The organism is Clostridium sp. N3C, from assembly GCF_900095445.1.
Lineage (GTDB): Bacteria > Bacillota > Clostridia > Clostridiales > Clostridiaceae > Clostridium_AU.
Genome location: NZ_FMJL01000001.1, coordinates 115,718 through 131,222 on the forward strand (window position 1 = coordinate 115,718; position 15,505 = coordinate 131,222).

At 32.3% G+C, this 15,505-nt stretch carries 11 protein-coding genes; 9 read left to right on the top strand and 2 right to left on the bottom strand.

Annotated features, from left to right (window positions below; genetic code table 11):
• The first annotated feature begins 69 nt into the window (after positions 1-69).
• A complete protein-coding gene (locus tag N3C_RS00535) occupies positions 70-2,628 on the top strand; it encodes a calcium-translocating P-type ATPase, SERCA-type (RefSeq protein WP_074364106.1) in 2,559 nt (852 codons plus the stop codon).
• Positions 2,629-2,692: 64 nt separating this feature from the next.
• Here N3C_RS00535 and N3C_RS00540 read toward each other — a convergent pair whose 3' ends face one another.
• Positions 2,693-3,103: a hypothetical protein gene (locus N3C_RS00540; protein ID WP_074364107.1), complete on the bottom strand. Its 411-nt coding sequence runs from the start codon at positions 3,101-3,103 to the stop codon at positions 2,693-2,695.
• 359 nt (positions 3,104-3,462) lie between these two features.
• On the opposite strand from N3C_RS00540, the gene N3C_RS00545 reads away from it, so the two are divergent.
• Complete coding sequence (locus N3C_RS00545) at positions 3,463-5,757, top strand: AAA family ATPase (protein WP_242944020.1); 2,295 nt, start codon at positions 3,463-3,465, stop codon at positions 5,755-5,757.
• A 101-nt stretch (positions 5,758-5,858) separates the two neighbouring features.
• Here N3C_RS00545 and ychF read toward each other — a convergent pair whose 3' ends face one another.
• Entirely contained in the window at positions 5,859-6,956 is a 1,098-nt protein-coding gene (ychF, locus tag N3C_RS00550) for a redox-regulated ATPase YchF (RefSeq protein ID WP_074364108.1), read from the bottom strand.
• 178 nt (positions 6,957-7,134) lie between these two features.
• Between ychF and yfmF the strand changes: the two genes are divergently transcribed.
• The 7 genes from yfmF to N3C_RS00585 all read left to right on the top strand — a co-directional run bounded on the left by yfmF (position 7,135) and on the right by N3C_RS00585 (position 15,496).
• Positions 7,135-8,355 (top strand): EF-P 5-aminopentanol modification-associated protein YfmF, encoded by a 1,221-nt coding sequence (gene yfmF / locus N3C_RS00555; RefSeq protein ID WP_074364109.1) that lies wholly within the window; start codon positions 7,135-7,137, stop codon positions 8,353-8,355.
• A 15-nt stretch (positions 8,356-8,370) separates the two neighbouring features.
• Positions 8,371-9,636 (top strand): EF-P 5-aminopentanol modification-associated protein YfmH, encoded by a 1,266-nt coding sequence (yfmH, locus tag N3C_RS00560; RefSeq protein WP_083604371.1) that lies wholly within the window; start codon positions 8,371-8,373, stop codon positions 9,634-9,636.
• Between the two features lie 189 nt (positions 9,637-9,825).
• The gene (mraZ, locus tag N3C_RS00565; protein ID WP_074364110.1) at positions 9,826-10,254 is read left to right on the top strand and encodes a division/cell wall cluster transcriptional repressor MraZ; all 429 of its coding nucleotides are present in this window, start codon (positions 9,826-9,828) and stop codon (positions 10,252-10,254) included.
• A 12-nt stretch (positions 10,255-10,266) separates the two neighbouring features.
• Positions 10,267-11,208, top strand: a complete 942-nt coding sequence (gene rsmH, locus N3C_RS00570) for a 16S rRNA (cytosine(1402)-N(4))-methyltransferase RsmH (protein WP_074364111.1) — start codon at positions 10,267-10,269, stop codon at positions 11,206-11,208.
• Positions 11,209-11,247: 39 nt separating this feature from the next.
• A complete protein-coding gene (locus tag N3C_RS00575; RefSeq protein ID WP_074364112.1) occupies positions 11,248-11,748 on the top strand; it encodes a septum formation initiator family protein in 501 nt (166 codons plus the stop codon).
• Between the two features lie 14 nt (positions 11,749-11,762).
• On the top strand, positions 11,763-13,964 hold the full coding sequence (locus tag N3C_RS00580; RefSeq protein WP_074364113.1) for a stage V sporulation protein D: 2,202 nt from the start codon (positions 11,763-11,765) through the stop codon (positions 13,962-13,964).
• Between the two features lie 86 nt (positions 13,965-14,050).
• Positions 14,051-15,496 carry a UDP-N-acetylmuramoyl-L-alanyl-D-glutamate--2,6-diaminopimelate ligase gene (locus N3C_RS00585; protein WP_074364114.1) on the top strand — a complete coding sequence of 482 codons (1,446 nt, stop codon included), beginning with the start codon at positions 14,051-14,053 and terminating at the stop codon, positions 15,494-15,496.
• Positions 15,497-15,505: the final 9 nt, after the last annotated feature.

A 15,505-nucleotide genomic window follows, 5' to 3' on the forward strand; every position in this document is an offset into this window, starting at 1 on the left:
ACTTTAGCCTTCATATATTATTATGAATAGTGTTATCAACACGGTGAACATGAATAAGGAGGCTAATAAATGATCGAAGAAAAAGAATTGTTAAGGGGGTTAACCACCGCTGAAGCTGAAAGAAGATTAAAAGAGCATGGGTTGAATGTGCTGGAGGAAAAAGAATCCCTTTCTCCTATCAAAATATTCTTATCACAATTTAATGAATTTATGATATGGGTACTTATTGCTGCCACCATAGTATCCGGTTTAATGGGAGAAAAAGCAGATGCCATAACAATACTAATAATCATATTCATGAATGCATTTTTAGGCTTTATTCAAGAATACAGAACGGAAAAATCTTTAGATGCTCTTAGAAAAATGGCAGCACCTACAGCTAAGGTTATAAGAGATGGAAAGGTTCAAGTGATTAATGCTGAGTACATAGTAATAGGGGACATAATAGTTTTGGAAAGCGGTGATAGAGTTCCAGCAGATTCTGTTATCCTGCAATCTAGCAATGTTATGGTAGACGAGTCATTACTTACGGGAGAATCTGTAGGAGTAAACAAGAGCGCTGCAGATAAAGAAAATAATTTGTATATGGGTACAATCCTTCTCACAGGAAAGGCTACAGCAAAAGTAATACAAACCGGTATGAATACAGAAATGGGTAAGATAGCAGATATGCTTCAGAATATAGAAGATGAACGGTCTCCTTTAAAAGAAAAGCTCAATTCACTAGGTAAGATCATGGTAGTAATATGCTTGGTTATTTGCATAATTGTTACTATCTTAGGGATTATAAGAGGAAACTCTCCTATAGACATGTTTTTAATGGGGGTAAGTTTGGCGGTAGCTGCAATTCCTGAAGGCTTACCAGCTATAGTTACTGTAGCTTTGGCCTTAGGTGTTTCAAGAATGTTGAAGAGAAATGCTTTAGTTAGAAAGCTGCCAGCGGTGGAAACCTTAGGATGTACATCTATTATATGTAGCGATAAAACCGGTACTTTAACAGAAAATAAAATGACCGTTAAAGCTATGTACTATAATTCTAATATAATAGAATGTGGTGATAGAAAAAGCTTTAAAGGTCTTATAAACAGTGAAATTTTGAAAAAAATCTTTACTTATTGTAGCGATTGCAGCTTTGATTATAGTAAAAAGGATATAGCTTCAGCTTTGTTTGGTGATCCTACAGAAACGGCACTAATTAGAGCTTTTTTTGAAGATAGTAAGGAACTTAAAACTTTTATGTCTAAAGCTTTAAGAACTTATGACATTCCCTTTGATTCTAACAGAAAAATGATGACTGTAGTAATGAAAGAAAATGGTAAGGAAACTTGCTATGTAAAGGGAGCACCGGAAAGAATATTGGATAAGTGTAATAGAATTTTAATTCAAGGTGAGGTTAGACCGCTTACAGCTACTTATAAAAGGGCAATATTAAAAAGCGTAGAAACTATGTCTAATAAGGCTCTTAGATGTATAGCAGGAGCTTATAAGGATAGCGGTATTAGCCATAGTAAATCAGTAGAAAATGATTTGATTTTTGTAGGAATAGCAGGTATTATTGATCCACCGAGAAAAGAGGTAAAAGATGCGGTATTAAAGTGCAAGCTTGCAGGTATAAAGGTAATAATGATTACCGGTGACCATAAAAATACAGCCTATGCTATTGGAAAGGATTTAGACATTTGCAAGAGTATGGATGAGGCTATAACAGGAGAAGAACTGGACAAACTAACTGACAAAGAACTATCCCAAAGGATAGATAAATTGAGTATTTTTGCTAGAGTAAGTCCTCAGCATAAATTAAGAATAGTAAAAGTATTAAAGAGGAAAAATAAAATTGTGGCAATGACCGGAGATGGTGTTAACGATGCTCCTGCTGTTAAGGAAGCGGATATTGGAATTTCAATGGGCATATCCGGTACTGATGTTACAAAGGAAGCTTCTGCTATGATTTTAATGGATGATAACTTTGCTACTATTGTAGCAGCAGTAGAAGAGGGAAGAGTAATTTATGGTAACATAAGAAAGTTTATAAGATATCTACTGTCCTGTAATTTAGGTGAAGTGCTTACTATGTTTTTAGCAAGTCTCTTTTACTTAGAAGTGCCATTGAAAGCTATACAAATATTATTTGTAAACTTAGCTACAGATGGACTTCCTGCTATTGCTTTAGGTGTTGACCCACCAGAAAAAGATATTATGTATGAAAAACCTAGACCAAAGGATGAGAGTGTTTTTGCTAGAGGGCTAACTGAAAAAATTGCCATAAGAGGAAGCCTTATAGGTATTTGCACTCTTTTAGCTTTTATAGTATCACTAAGATATAATTATTCCCTTGAATGTAGTAGAACTATTGCTCTAAGTACTTTAGTTATATCTCAGTTGATACATGTATTTGAGTGCCGTTCAGAAAAACATTCTTTATTTGAAATAAATCCCTTTACCAATCCTTATTTGATTGGGGCAGTAATGGTTTCAATATCAGCCTTGTTATCTATAATTTACATAGAACCGCTGCAAGGCATATTTAGCACCGTGCCTTTAAACTTAGGTCAATGGCTAATTGTAATATTCTTCTCAGGTATTATTGCCTTTATAAACAGCATGTATTTGTTTATTACAAAAAAATAATAAGTTACTTATAATTTGGCTTATGAATTTAAATGAAAAAAGAAGTGGTTTAGGCCACTTCTTTTTACTTATATTTATATTGGATTTTTTGTGCTTTTTTAACTGCATCTCCGGGAACAGGAACTAAGTCTTTCTTGGTAGTTAAGTTCATAACATTTAGAATTTCGACAATTTCTCTGTTTTCCTTTCCTTTCTTACCCTTAAGGCCTTGAATAATTACTAAATGCCCTTGGCTGATAGGAATGAATGTAGGTTTTTTAAACCACTTATTCTTTTTGTAAACACAGGCTACAACATTTTTGCTTCTATCGGGCTTAACAACTATTGAAACCTTTAGTTTATGAAAAATCCACAATATAGACTTCTCTTCGATTTTAACTGAAAGAACATTTCCTCTTACTTGGGTAAGACGATCACCATTTTTCTTGAAATAAGTTTCTTGATAGTACTTAGTGAGCTTTTCTGTAAATCCCATATGTTATGTAACTCCTTTACAAAATAATATAAAAACATTAAATAATTATACCAATATTTATTTTAATAATTAATTATGTAATTGTAAATGTTATAAGGAAATTAATAGATACATTTTAGGTTTAAGATATATTACTATTTTGCTAAAAATTAATTAATATTATTATAACATATTATATTAATTATTTATAGATAAAAATCTATGTTTATATTCCAGGTATATTTAATAGAAAACCTTGCTGAATTTCATCAACGGATATAATTTTTGTTACTAAATAAGTATCAACGGAATATTAATATATTAAAGGACTCTTTTGCAAAGGAGGGAAGCTTGAAACTCTAATAATAGAGTTGAGCGATGTGGTGAAATATGAATTGGAGGCAAGAGATATTTTATATAAAGCATCCGTTCCTAATATTAATGGAGAGAATTACAGTTATACCATACCGGAATACGATGAAATATTAGAAAAGATGAAAACTTTTTTAAGTATAGATTCTCCTGGATACAATATTTATTTAGTAGATGAATACTCAGAGCATAGATTAACAACAATTATAAATTATTTAAAAAGTTTATATGATGATAAAGATAAGAAAGATATTTGTTATGTTGTCATGGAAGATGAAAAAGCTCCAGAACCTATTGTGTTATCTAAAGGAAAGGGAACGGAACTGAAAAATGCCTTAGAAGATATACAAAGCAATTATTCTAATATTGTTTATGCTTTTTATAATAATAACATTACTGAAAAAAATATTATTTTAAAAGAAGTCCATGAGAAAAGAAATGATCTTATAGATAAACTTGTTAATATGGCTCAGGTGGAAGGCTTTAAGGTAAAGGCTTCTAGTACTGGTTTTAATTTTGTTCCTATTAAAGATGAAAAAGCTTTGCTAGAAAGTGAATATGAACTTTTGGATAGTAAAGAAAAAGAGATGATTATAGATAAAGTAAGTGAGTTAAAAGAAAAGGCTGGAGAAATATTAGACAATATAAAGCAGTATGAGTTAGAAGCTTTACAAAAGCTGAAAGAATTATTTTTAAAATATTTAATTGAAGAAGCTAATGATTTCAAAATTAAGTATTTTAAATGCTTTGAAGGTGAAAAAAGCGCTTTAGACTATTTAAAATTTGTTTGTGATAATATAGAACGTAGTTTAGTAGAAATTTATTCTGCAAGTTTTGATGAAGATGAAGATAAGCTACATGAAGCAATTTACAAGTACGCCATTAATATATTGATAGATAACAGAAATGAGGATAATCCTAATGTTAATTTCGAAGATGATCCCACCTTAATCAATCTTATGGGTATTATCGAATATGAAAATTTCAATGGAAACTATTTAACGGATATAAATCACATTAAAGCAGGCTCCTTCCTAAAATCTAATGGTGGATGTCTTATATTAAGAGCTTCAGATCTATTCTCATACAAATCTTCATATTTTTATTTAAAAAAGGCTTTAATCAATGGAAAGGTTAAGTTTGATCACTATAAAAGTTATTTAGGACTGTTGGCAATTAACAGTATAAAACCAAAGCCTATTGAAACCAAGGTAAAGGTTGTAATAATCGGCGATTATGAGACTTACGATATATTATATAATTTGGATGAGGATTTTAAAAGAGTTTTTAAAATTAGATTAGAGTACGATCCTAAAGTGAATAATAATGAAAAAAACCGAAGGATCTTGGCGAAAAATATCCTGTGGGAGCTTAAAGAAAAAAACTTAACACCTATTGATAATTCTGCAATAGAAGAAATATTTAGGTTCTTATCTAAAAGGGCAGAAAACAGAAACAAATTTCTTTATGATGAAGTAGAACTTAACAAGATTATAATGTGTTTAGATGGAAATGCAAAGAAGAAGAAAAGCAATCTAATAAAAGCGGAAGATGTAGAAGAAGCCCTTTATGAAAAAGATTTTATGGAGAAGCATTTACATCAAGGTTATAAAGAAAAAAGGATTTTGCTGCCTATAGAGGATAAATTAATAGGATCTGTAAATGGTTTATCAGTAATAGATTTAAGATATACAAGATTTGGACGACCAATAAGAATAACCTGCAGCTGTCATAAAGGTGATGGATATATCATTGATGCTCAAAAGGAAAGTAACTTAAGTGGCAATATCCACAATAAAGCAGTTAGCATTTTAACAGGACTTATTAACCAACTTTTTGGTGGATATAATGCAATCCCCATAAATTTTCATATTAGTTTTGAGCAAGTTTATGGTAAGGTTGAAGGGGATAGTGCATCTGTAGCTGAAATTATAGCAATAATATCAGCTTTAAGTAAGGTTCCAATCAGTCAAACTATAGCAGTAACCGGTTCCATAAATCAATTTGGAGAAGTTCAGAGCATAGGTGGCATAAATGAGAAAATAGAAGGCTTCTTTGATATATGTAAGTTAAAAGGAACCATAGAAGGTAAGGGAGTTTTATTACCAAAGTCTAATGTTGATAATATTGTATTAAGACCAGATGTAGAAGAGGCTGTAGATAAAGGAATATTTAAGCTATATGCTATGGAAACTTTAGATGATGCTATAACAGTATTGATGGGAGACGGTAAGTTAAAGGCAGAGGAGATTTTAGAGATAGCTAACAAAGAAGCAAAGAAATATAGCAGTAGAGGAAAATAAGACAAAGCAATATAGAGGAAAAAAGAATAAAGCTTTAATATAAGAAAAGCACCTATATAGGTGCTTTTCTTACTGATATTAGAGATACTATGAGATCTGTATTATACATTAAATCTAAAGTTAACTACATCTCCATCCTGCATTACATAGTCTTTTCCTTCTAATCTGTAGTATCCTTTTTCTTTAGCAGCGGCTTCAGAACCACATTCAACTAATTTATCATAGCTTATAATTTCAGCTCTTATGAAGCCCCTTTCTATATCAGAATGGATTTTTCCAGCAGCTTGAGGAGCCTTTGTTCCTATTTTGATAGTCCAAGCTCTTACTTCCTGTTCACCAGCAGTTAAAAAGCTCATTAGACCTAATAGTTTGTAACTAGAGCTAATTAGTTTATCTAAACCAGTTTCTTCTAAACCATAGTCTGCTAATAGCTCTCTTTTTTCTTCTTCATCTAAGGAAGATAATTCTTCCTCAAGTTTTGCACATACTACTATAACTTCAGAGTTTTCCTTTGATGCAAATTCTTTGATTTGCTTAACATATTCGTTTTCTAAATTTCCACTCATTAAGTCATCTTCAGAAATATTAGCTACATATAGTACTGGTTTAGAGGTTAGTAAGAAATATCCTTTTATAAGTTCATTTTCATCTTCGTTTACCTCTAGGGTTCTTACAGGGTTACCTGCTTCTAAATGGGCTTTAAGTCTTTCCTGTAACTCTAATTCAGTCTTAGCTTTTTTATCTCCAGAACGAGCTAATTTAACAGTTTTTTCAATTCTTCTATCTAAAACTTCAATATCGGAGAAGATAAGCTCAAGATTGATAGTTTCAATATCTCTAATAGGATCTACAGATCCATCTACGTGAACAACGTTATCATCTTTGAAGGCTCTTACTACGTGAACTATAGCAGCTACTTCACGGATATGAGATAAAAACTTATTTCCAAGGCCTTCTCCTTGGCTTGCACCCTTTACAAGTCCTGCTATATCATAAAATTCAATAGAAGCATGAACTTTCTTTTTTGAGTTATACATTTTCTCTAAAACATCTAGCCTTTTATCCGGTACTGCCACTACGCCAACATTAGGCTCAATAGTGCAGAAAGGATAATTAGCAGACTCAGCACCAGCTTGGGTAATTGCGTTAAATAATGTACTCTTACCTACGTTTGGTAAACCAACTATTCCTAACTTCATCTATGTACATTCCTTTCTTAACTAAATCTTTCATACAAAATGCCATTTTTTAATTATACCTTAGGAGCGATTTTATTTCAACTTTCATTATGCATTAAAAAAAAGCCTGTATTCATTAAGGAATTTGTGGCAAAATATAATATATGTAACTGGAAATAAAATTAGGAAGGAGAAAATTATGGACAACATAAATATAATTAAATCTGATAAGTTTAAGAATAATGCCCTTTCTTTAATTATACCTTTAGATTTGGATGATAGGGTTACAGAATATAATTTAATAGCAGCATTGCTGAAGAGAGGTACTAAGAAGTATCCTACAAGCAAGGCTATATGGGAACATTTACAAAATCTTTACGGTGCTGTTTTTGATATTGTGGTATCAAAAAAAGGTGAAAAATTATTTTTAAATTTTTATATACAATGTATCAATAATGCCTTTGCTTTAAAAGGGGAAAATCTTTTAAAGGAAGCCTTGAATTTTCTTTATGAGGTGGTTAATAATCCACTAATTAGTGAAAAGGGCTTTGATGAAAGTTACTTTGAAACAGAGAAAGAAAACTTAAGGGATTTAATCAACTCTAGAATGGATAATAAAGATGGCTATGCCTTAGAAAGAGTACAAGAAATATTAACTGATGGAGAGCCTTATGCTATATATAAATACGGTGACGTAGAAAAATTAAATACCATTAAGAATAAAGATTTACCTTCTCTTTGGAAAGAGATCTACAACAATAATCCTAGATATCTTTTTGCCTGTGGTAATATTGACGAAAAAGCCCTTGGAGATAAGGTTGCCTTGTTAGCAAATAACACTGGAAAGGAAATTGCTATTCCTAAGACTTCTTTTAAGAGGGAAGTTAAAGAGGTAAAAGAAGTTATGGATGTGAATCAAGGAAAGCTTTGCTTAGGTTATAGAACTAATACCACTATATTCAATGGAGATTACTTTGCTCTTTCTGTTATGAATTCTATACTAGGTGGAGGACCCCATTCAAAATTATTTAATGAGGTTAGAGAAAAAAATAGTTTGGCCTACTATAGCTATTCTTTTATAGAAAAATTTAAGGGATTACTTATAATATCCTGTGGTATAGATTCTAGCAACTATGAAAAGGCAACTACCATTTGCAAGGAGCAAGTGGAAGCAATAAAGGCGGGAAAGATTAGCAATGAAGAAATATATAGCGCAAAGAAAAAGCTTATTAGCGATTTAAGAACCTTAACGGATTCTCAATATTCCTATATAGATTACATTTCAACCTTAAGAGCTTATGGCATACAATACAATATTGAGGATATAATTAGGGAGTTAGATAAGGTTGATATTGATAGGGTAGTTCAATGTGCAAATACAATAGAATTAAATGCTATTTATTTTATGGCAAAACAATAGGAGGGAAGTGAGTTCATGCTGGAAAGAATATATTTTGATACTGTAAAAGAAGAAATGTATACAGGAGTTATTAATGGGCTCAGAACTTATGTAATACCTAAGAGGGGATATACAAAGAGTTTTGCTATGATTACTACAAAGTTTGGGTCCAATGATATAGAATTTGCTAAAAAAGGAGAATCTATGAAGGAATATCCAAAAGGGATAGCTCATTTCTTAGAACATAAGCTCTTTGAAGAAGAGAAAGGTAATGTTTTTAATAGATTTGCAGAAATGGGAGCTTCTCCAAATGCCTATACAAACTCTGAGATAACTACCTATTATTTTACTTGTACAGAGGGATTCAAGGAGAATTTAGAATTACTTGTGAAGTTTGTATATAACCCTTATTTAACAGAAGAGAATGTAAATAAGGAGAAGGGGATTATAGAACAGGAAATTAGAATGTACGATGACAATCCTGGTTTTAGGGTATATTTTAATGCCTTAGAAAGCATGTATCATAGTCATCCAGTTCGCTATGATATAGCTGGAACGGTAGAGTCAATTTATGAAATTACCCCAGAGCTTTTGTATGAATGCTATAATACCTTCTATGTGCCAGAAAATATGGTTATAACCATAGTAGGGGATGTAGATATAGAAGAAATAGAAAAAGTATTGGAAAAAACAGTGCCACAGGATAGGAATAGTGCGGATTTTATTGTAAAAAACTACAGCGAGGAAAGTAAAGTTAATCAAAGAAAAGTACATAAGAAAATGGGACTTAGTATACCAAACTTTATAATAGGATTTAAAGATGATCCAAAAGGTATTGATAAAAGTAATTTTCTAAGAAGAAAGTTGCAGATGGACATTATTAGTAGATTGCTATTTAGTAGAAGTTCAGCTTTATATGAAGAAATGTATAGTAGTGGTTTAATAAATGAAAGTTTTAGTTATGAGTATTCTTTGGAAGAGGATTATTGCCATCTATTAATAGGTGGAGAGAGCAGAGAACCAGAAAAGGTTATGGAAAAAATTAAGCAGTATATAAGAGAAAAGGTTGATATAGTAAATAGTGAAGATTTTCAAAGAGTAAAGAAAATGATGATAGGTTCCTTTATAAGCAGGTTTAACAATATAGAGGGCCTTGGCAATTTTGTGAAAGATTACTTTATAAGAGGAATTAATCCCTTTGATTATTACCACATATTAAAGGATATAAATGAGGATGAAGTTATTAGTAGACTTCGATATTTAAATAATGATGATAGATGGTGTATATCAATTGTAGATTAAAAAATTTTTAAAACCCTTCAAAAAAAGAAGGGTTTTTTATTTTTATATAGAATTGTAATATCTAGTGGTTGAAAGTGGAGTGAAGTGGAGCAAATTTCATAAAAAGTGGAGTAAGTATATAAAATCTTATAGATATCAAATTAATAAGGCTTGGATTTGATATCTAGCATAATCACTCTGAGGTGTAATATGTTTATAGGTGAGTATCAACATGCCATCGACAATAAAAATAGAATGATTATACCAGCTAAGTTTAGAGAAGAATTAGGAACTAAGTTTGTTCTTACAAAAGGCTTGGATGGCTGTTTATATGCTTACACCATGGAGGAATGGAAAGTTATGGAGGAAAAACTGAAGAAGCTTCCACTTACAAGCAAAGATGCTAGAGCCTTTGTTAGATTCTTTTTTTCAGGAGCTAATGAAGTAGAGCCTGATAAACAAGGAAGAGTGCTTATTCCTCAAAATTTATTAGAATATGCCGCTATTGAAAAGGAAATAGTAAGTATAGGTGTATCTACAAGAATTGAAATTTGGAGTAAGGCTAGATGGGACGAATATAATAATTCAGATATTAATTTCGATGAAATTGCTGAAAAGATGAGCGAATTAGGCATATAAGAGGGGAAGAGTATGGAGTTTAAACATATTAGTATAATGGCAGAAGAGTGTATTGAAGGATTAAACATTAAAGAGGATGGCGTATATGTGGACTGTACCCTTGGTGGGGGAGGCCATTCTAGTTATATATTACAGAAGCTTTCGCCAAAAGGTCGATTGATAGGTATAGATCAAGATATAGATGCTATAAATGCTGCAAAGGCAAGATTAAGTCAATATGAAAATGTTACCTATGTTAATGACAATTTTAGGAATATAAAGAGTATTTTGAATAATTTAGGTATAGAGAAGGTTGATGGTATTTTAGCAGATTTGGGCGTGTCCTCCTATCAATTAGATAATGCTGAGAGAGGATTCAGTTATATGAATGATGCGCCTCTTGATATGAGGATGAATAGAGAACAAAAATTTTCAGCCTATGATGTTGTAAATGGCTATAGTGCAGATCAACTTGAAAAAATAATAAAAAATTATGGTGAAGAAAAGTTTGCTAGAAGGATAGCTCAATTTATAGTAGATAGAAGAGCTAACAAGAAAATAGAAAGTACATTGGAATTAGTGGAGATTATTAAAGCAGCAATACCGGCAAAAGCTAGAAGAGAGGGACCTCATCCTGCTAAAAGAACTTTTCAAGCTATAAGAATAGAAGTGAATGGAGAGTTGGAAATATTAAATAAGTTTGTGGAAGATGGAGTGGATTGCTTGGCAGAAGGTGGACGAATGGCCATAATAACCTTCCATTCTCTAGAGGACAGAATAATTAAAGTAAAGTTTAGAGAATTGGCAAATCCATGTACATGTCCTCCAGACTTTCCTATTTGTCAGTGTGGTAAAAAGCCTTTAGTAAAGGTTATAACAAGAAAACCAATAGAGCCAACGGAAGAGGAAGTTGAAAGAAATCCTAGAAGTAGAAGTGCAAAACTAAGAATAACAGAACGAATAAGTACAAGATAAATATTATGCTAGTTATATTTTATGTGGGGGGTGAATAAATTGTTAGAGGATAAGAAAATGCAATACGTTAAGGGAAGTGCTGCTCTTGCTCCAAAGAGAGAGGAAAAGGAAACTACTAGACAAAAGGACTATGAAAGTTTAAGAAGGGCCAAAATAGAAAGAGAAAATAGATTAAAGTATAAAAAAAATATGCAAAAGCGAAAGGTTCTTAAAACCATAGTAGCGGTATTTATAGTTGGAATCGGTCTTATGTACAATGAAGGTAGAATATATGAAAAGCAACAGAAAATTATTGAAATAAACAAAGAAATAAAAACAGTTAACCAACAAATAGAAGATGTAAAATATCAATTACTTAAGTTAAATAGTGTTGCTAATATTAAAGAAATAGCGGATAATGAACTTAATATGACTATACCTAAGAATACAGAAACTGTTTACGTTGATTTTAGTAAAGAAAATTTTGCAGAGGCAACCCAGGAGGAAAAGGAGAGTTTCGCTGAAGAAGTTTTAGACAAGATAAAAAGTCTATTATTTTAGCGGGGGTTGATGCAGTGAGCAAAAAAAACTATAGAGATACAGTGATAATAAAACGAAGAATGCTCATTTCATTGGGTGTTCTTACCGTTTTATTTTTTTCATTAATCTTAAGATTAGTATATATTATGGTTGTGCGATCTAATGAATATAAGACATTAGCTATTGAGCAATGGACTAACGAAGTAAAAATAGATGGCAGAAGAGGAAGTATATTTGATAGAAATGGTAATGAGCTGGCTGTAAGTGCAAATGTTTATAGAGTAGATTTGGCTATGAATACCATTAGGTCCTATGTAAGGAAAAACAACTTAACCTTTGAAGATATTGCTCCTAAAATTGCACAGGCTTTGGATATTGATACAGAGAAGGTTTTAAAGGAATTATATAAAACACTTCCTAGTGGTAAGGAAAGAGGTTCTGCCACTTTAGCTAGAAGAATTGATAAAGAAAAGGCAGATAAGGTAAGAGATCTTAAGATAAATGGAGTTCTCGTGTCTCCGGATACTCAAAGATACTATCCGAAAAATAATTTTTTAGCTCACGTTTTAGGTACTACTAATTCAGATGGTTCTGGACTTGCAGGAATAGAGTTACAATACAATGATGTGTTAAAGGGAATTCCTGGTTTGAGGATTACAGAGACTGATAGAAGGAGCGATGAACTGCCTTATACCATATCAGACTTTACTAAGCCAGTGGATGGTAAGAATTTAATTTTAACTATAGATTCTACTATTCAAGGCTTTGCAGAAAAGGCTGCAGAACAGGCTTTAAATGATAATAAGGCTAGGGCTGTATCTATTATGGTGATGGATCCTAAAACCGGTGAAATATTAGCCATGGCCAATAAACCGGATTTTAACCCCAACAAACCTAGAGAAGGGGCCACTACTGCTGATGAAATGGCCAAACTTTGGAGAAATAGAATGGTAAGTGATACATATGAGCCAGGATCTATTTTTAAAGTTTTTACTGCTATTGCAGCTATGGAAAAGGGATTAGTTTCTGAATCTGATACATTTAATTGCACTGGTAGTAAAACGGTGGCTAATAGGACAATCCACTGTTGGAAAAGAACTGGTCATGGAGAGCAAAATTTTGTGCAGATATTAGAAAACTCTTGCAATGTTGGTTTTATGGAATTAGGTGAAAGATTACAAGCAGCAACTTTGAATGAGTATATTAAAAAATTTGGTTTTGGTAAAAAAACTGGTATTGATCTTCCTGGTGAAGCTACCGGTATAGTTAAGAAGACTGAGGATATTACTACAGTAGATTTGGCCACTATTTCCTTTGGCCAAAGTAACACCGTCACTCCTATTCAGTATATGGCTGCTTTTAATGCTATAGCTAATGGAGGCGTAATGGTTACACCTCATATAATGAAAGCCATAACTCATGTGGATGAAAATAACCAGATGGTTGTGGATGAAACTTTTGAAACTTACAGTAAAAAATATGAAAAAAAGCAAATTGTTTCAAAAGAACAAGCGGATTTATTATGCACTTATTTAGAAAAGGTTGTATCTGAAGGTGGTGGTAAGAACGCCTATGTTGAAGGATATCGTATAGGTGGAAAGACCGGTACTGCCCAAAAAGTTGATCCTAACACCGGTACATACGGTGTAGGAAAATATGTAGCTTCCTTTGCAGGTATGGCTCCTGTAGATGATCCTAAAGTAACGGTATTTATATCTATAGATGAACCGGACCCATCTAAGTATTATGCAGGGCAAATAGCTGCTCCAGTAGCTAAACAAGTTTTTTATGATATATTCAATTATCTTTCCATTAAGGGCGATGTATCTATTGAAGATACATTGCGAAGTATGAAAAAGGATGTTATACTACCGGATTTAAGAGGAATGAAAAAAAGCGAAGCTATTAAGACTCTAAAGGAAGTAAATTTAGAGTATGAAATAGAGGAACAAGGTGATATTATTGTGGATATGACTCCAAAACCTGGTTATACCGTAAAAGAAGGAGACAAAATTATTCTTTACACTGGTAGCGGTGAAAACTATAATAAAGATGTGGTTGTACCAGACTTAACTGGCTATACTCAGGAAGAGGCTGAAAAGCTATTAAAGAATCTAGGTTTAGAAGGTCAGTTCATAGGAGAAGGACTGGTGGCCGCCCAAAGTATATCTCCAGGAAAGACAGTTCAGCAAGGTACTAGTTTAATTTTTGAGCTGGATGTAGTTGGTGGTTATTAAACTTAGAAAACTTTTTACAGGAGATGTTTATGGGAATATAAAGTGGTAATAATTTAAATATGTCATTAAGGCAAGGGGATGTTTGGATGAAGTTATCAAAAGTTTTACAAGGAATTGATTATCGTATTATTCATGGAAGTATTGATGTGGATATAAAAAGTCTTCAGTACAATTCAAAAAAAGTTAACGAAGGTGACGTGTTTTTTTGCATAAGAGGTTTCTCGACTGATGGACATCAGTATGCAGAAGCTGCTCAAAAAAGTGGAGCAAAGGTTATTATTGCCGAAAAAGAAATTAGTGCTCAGGAAGGGGTTACAGTAGTTTTGGTAGAAGACAGTAGAAAGGCTCTAGCTCTTTCTGCTGCCAACTACTATAATCATCCTGCGGATAAATTAAAACTTATAGGAATAACAGGTACCAACGGAAAAACTACATCTACTTATATGATAAAGTCTATTCTTGAAGAGGCTGGTTATAAGGTAGGGTTGATTGGCACCATAGCTAACTTTATAGGGGATGAAAAACTTGCTGCAGAAAGGACTACACCAGAGTCCTTAGAGTTACATCAACTATTTGCAGAAATGGTAGATAAAAAAGTGGATTACTGTGTTATGGAAGTATCCTCCCATTCTTTAGATCTCCATAGGGTTTATGGACTTACTTTCAAGTATGGTATATTTAGCAATCTTACACAGGACCATCTTGATTTTCATAAAACCTTTGAAAACTATTATAATGCTAAATTGAAATTATTTAAGTATAGTGAAAATTCCGTTATTAATGTGGATGATCCTTATGGTAATAAAATATGTGAAGATGTAAAAAATCAAAAATACACCTATAGCATAGATAAGGAGTCAAATTATAGAGCAAAGGATATTGAATTGCATTCTAGAGGAGCTAAATATAACTTATGCTATAATGGTGGAGTAGAGGAAATCAGCATATTTATTCCTGGGAAATATAACATTTATAATTCCTTATCTGCAGCTGTGGTTTGTTTAGAAGAAGGCGTAACTATTGATGCTGTAAAAAGAGGCTTGGAAAAGGTGCAGGTACCAGGAAGATGTGAACTGGTTGGAAAAGAGTATAATTTAGATTTCGATATAATAGTAGATTATGCTCATTCACCGGATGGTTTGGTAAATATATTAAACACCGCTAGAGAGTTTACTAAAAACAGATTAATTTCTGTATTTGGTTGTGGTGGTAATAGAGATAAAACAAAGAGACCGATAATGGGAGAAATTGGATCAAGGTTAAGTGATATAGCAATTATAACTTCAGACAATCCAAGAGATGAGGAGCCAATGGATATCATAAAGGATATTCTTCAAGGCATTACAAAGGATAACTATATTGTAGTTGAAAATAGAAAAGAAGCCATAAAGAAAGCTATTGAAATAGCTGAGGCTGGGGATGTAATAGTTGTTGCAGGAAAAGGACATGAAGATTATCAGATTTTCAAGAATAAACAGGTAATTCATTTTGATGAAAGAGAAGTAATAAAAGAAATACTGGACAATAGGTAAGCTAGAGGT

Bases quoted from the DNA above. Each gene is read 5' to 3' on its own strand.
- N3C_RS00535 (WP_074364106.1), top strand. From the start codon at position 70: ATGATCGAAGAAAAAGAATTGTTAAGGGGGTTAACCACCGCTGAAGCT.
- yfmH (WP_083604371.1), top strand. From the start codon at position 8,371: ATGCTGGAAAGAATATATTTTGATACTGTAAAAGAAGAAATGTATACA.
- mraZ (WP_074364110.1), top strand. From the start codon at position 9,826: ATGTTTATAGGTGAGTATCAACATGCCATCGACAATAAAAATAGAATG.
- rsmH (WP_074364111.1), top strand. From the start codon at position 10,267: ATGGAGTTTAAACATATTAGTATAATGGCAGAAGAGTGTATTGAAGGA.
- ychF (WP_074364108.1), bottom strand. From the start codon at position 6,956: ATGAAGTTAGGAATAGTTGGTTTACCAAACGTAGGTAAGAGTACATTA.
- yfmF (WP_074364109.1), top strand. From the start codon at position 7,135: ATGGACAACATAAATATAATTAAATCTGATAAGTTTAAGAATAATGCC.
- N3C_RS00540 (WP_074364107.1), bottom strand. From the start codon at position 3,103: ATGGGATTTACAGAAAAGCTCACTAAGTACTATCAAGAAACTTATTTC.
- N3C_RS00585 (WP_074364114.1), top strand. From the start codon at position 14,051: ATGAAGTTATCAAAAGTTTTACAAGGAATTGATTATCGTATTATTCAT.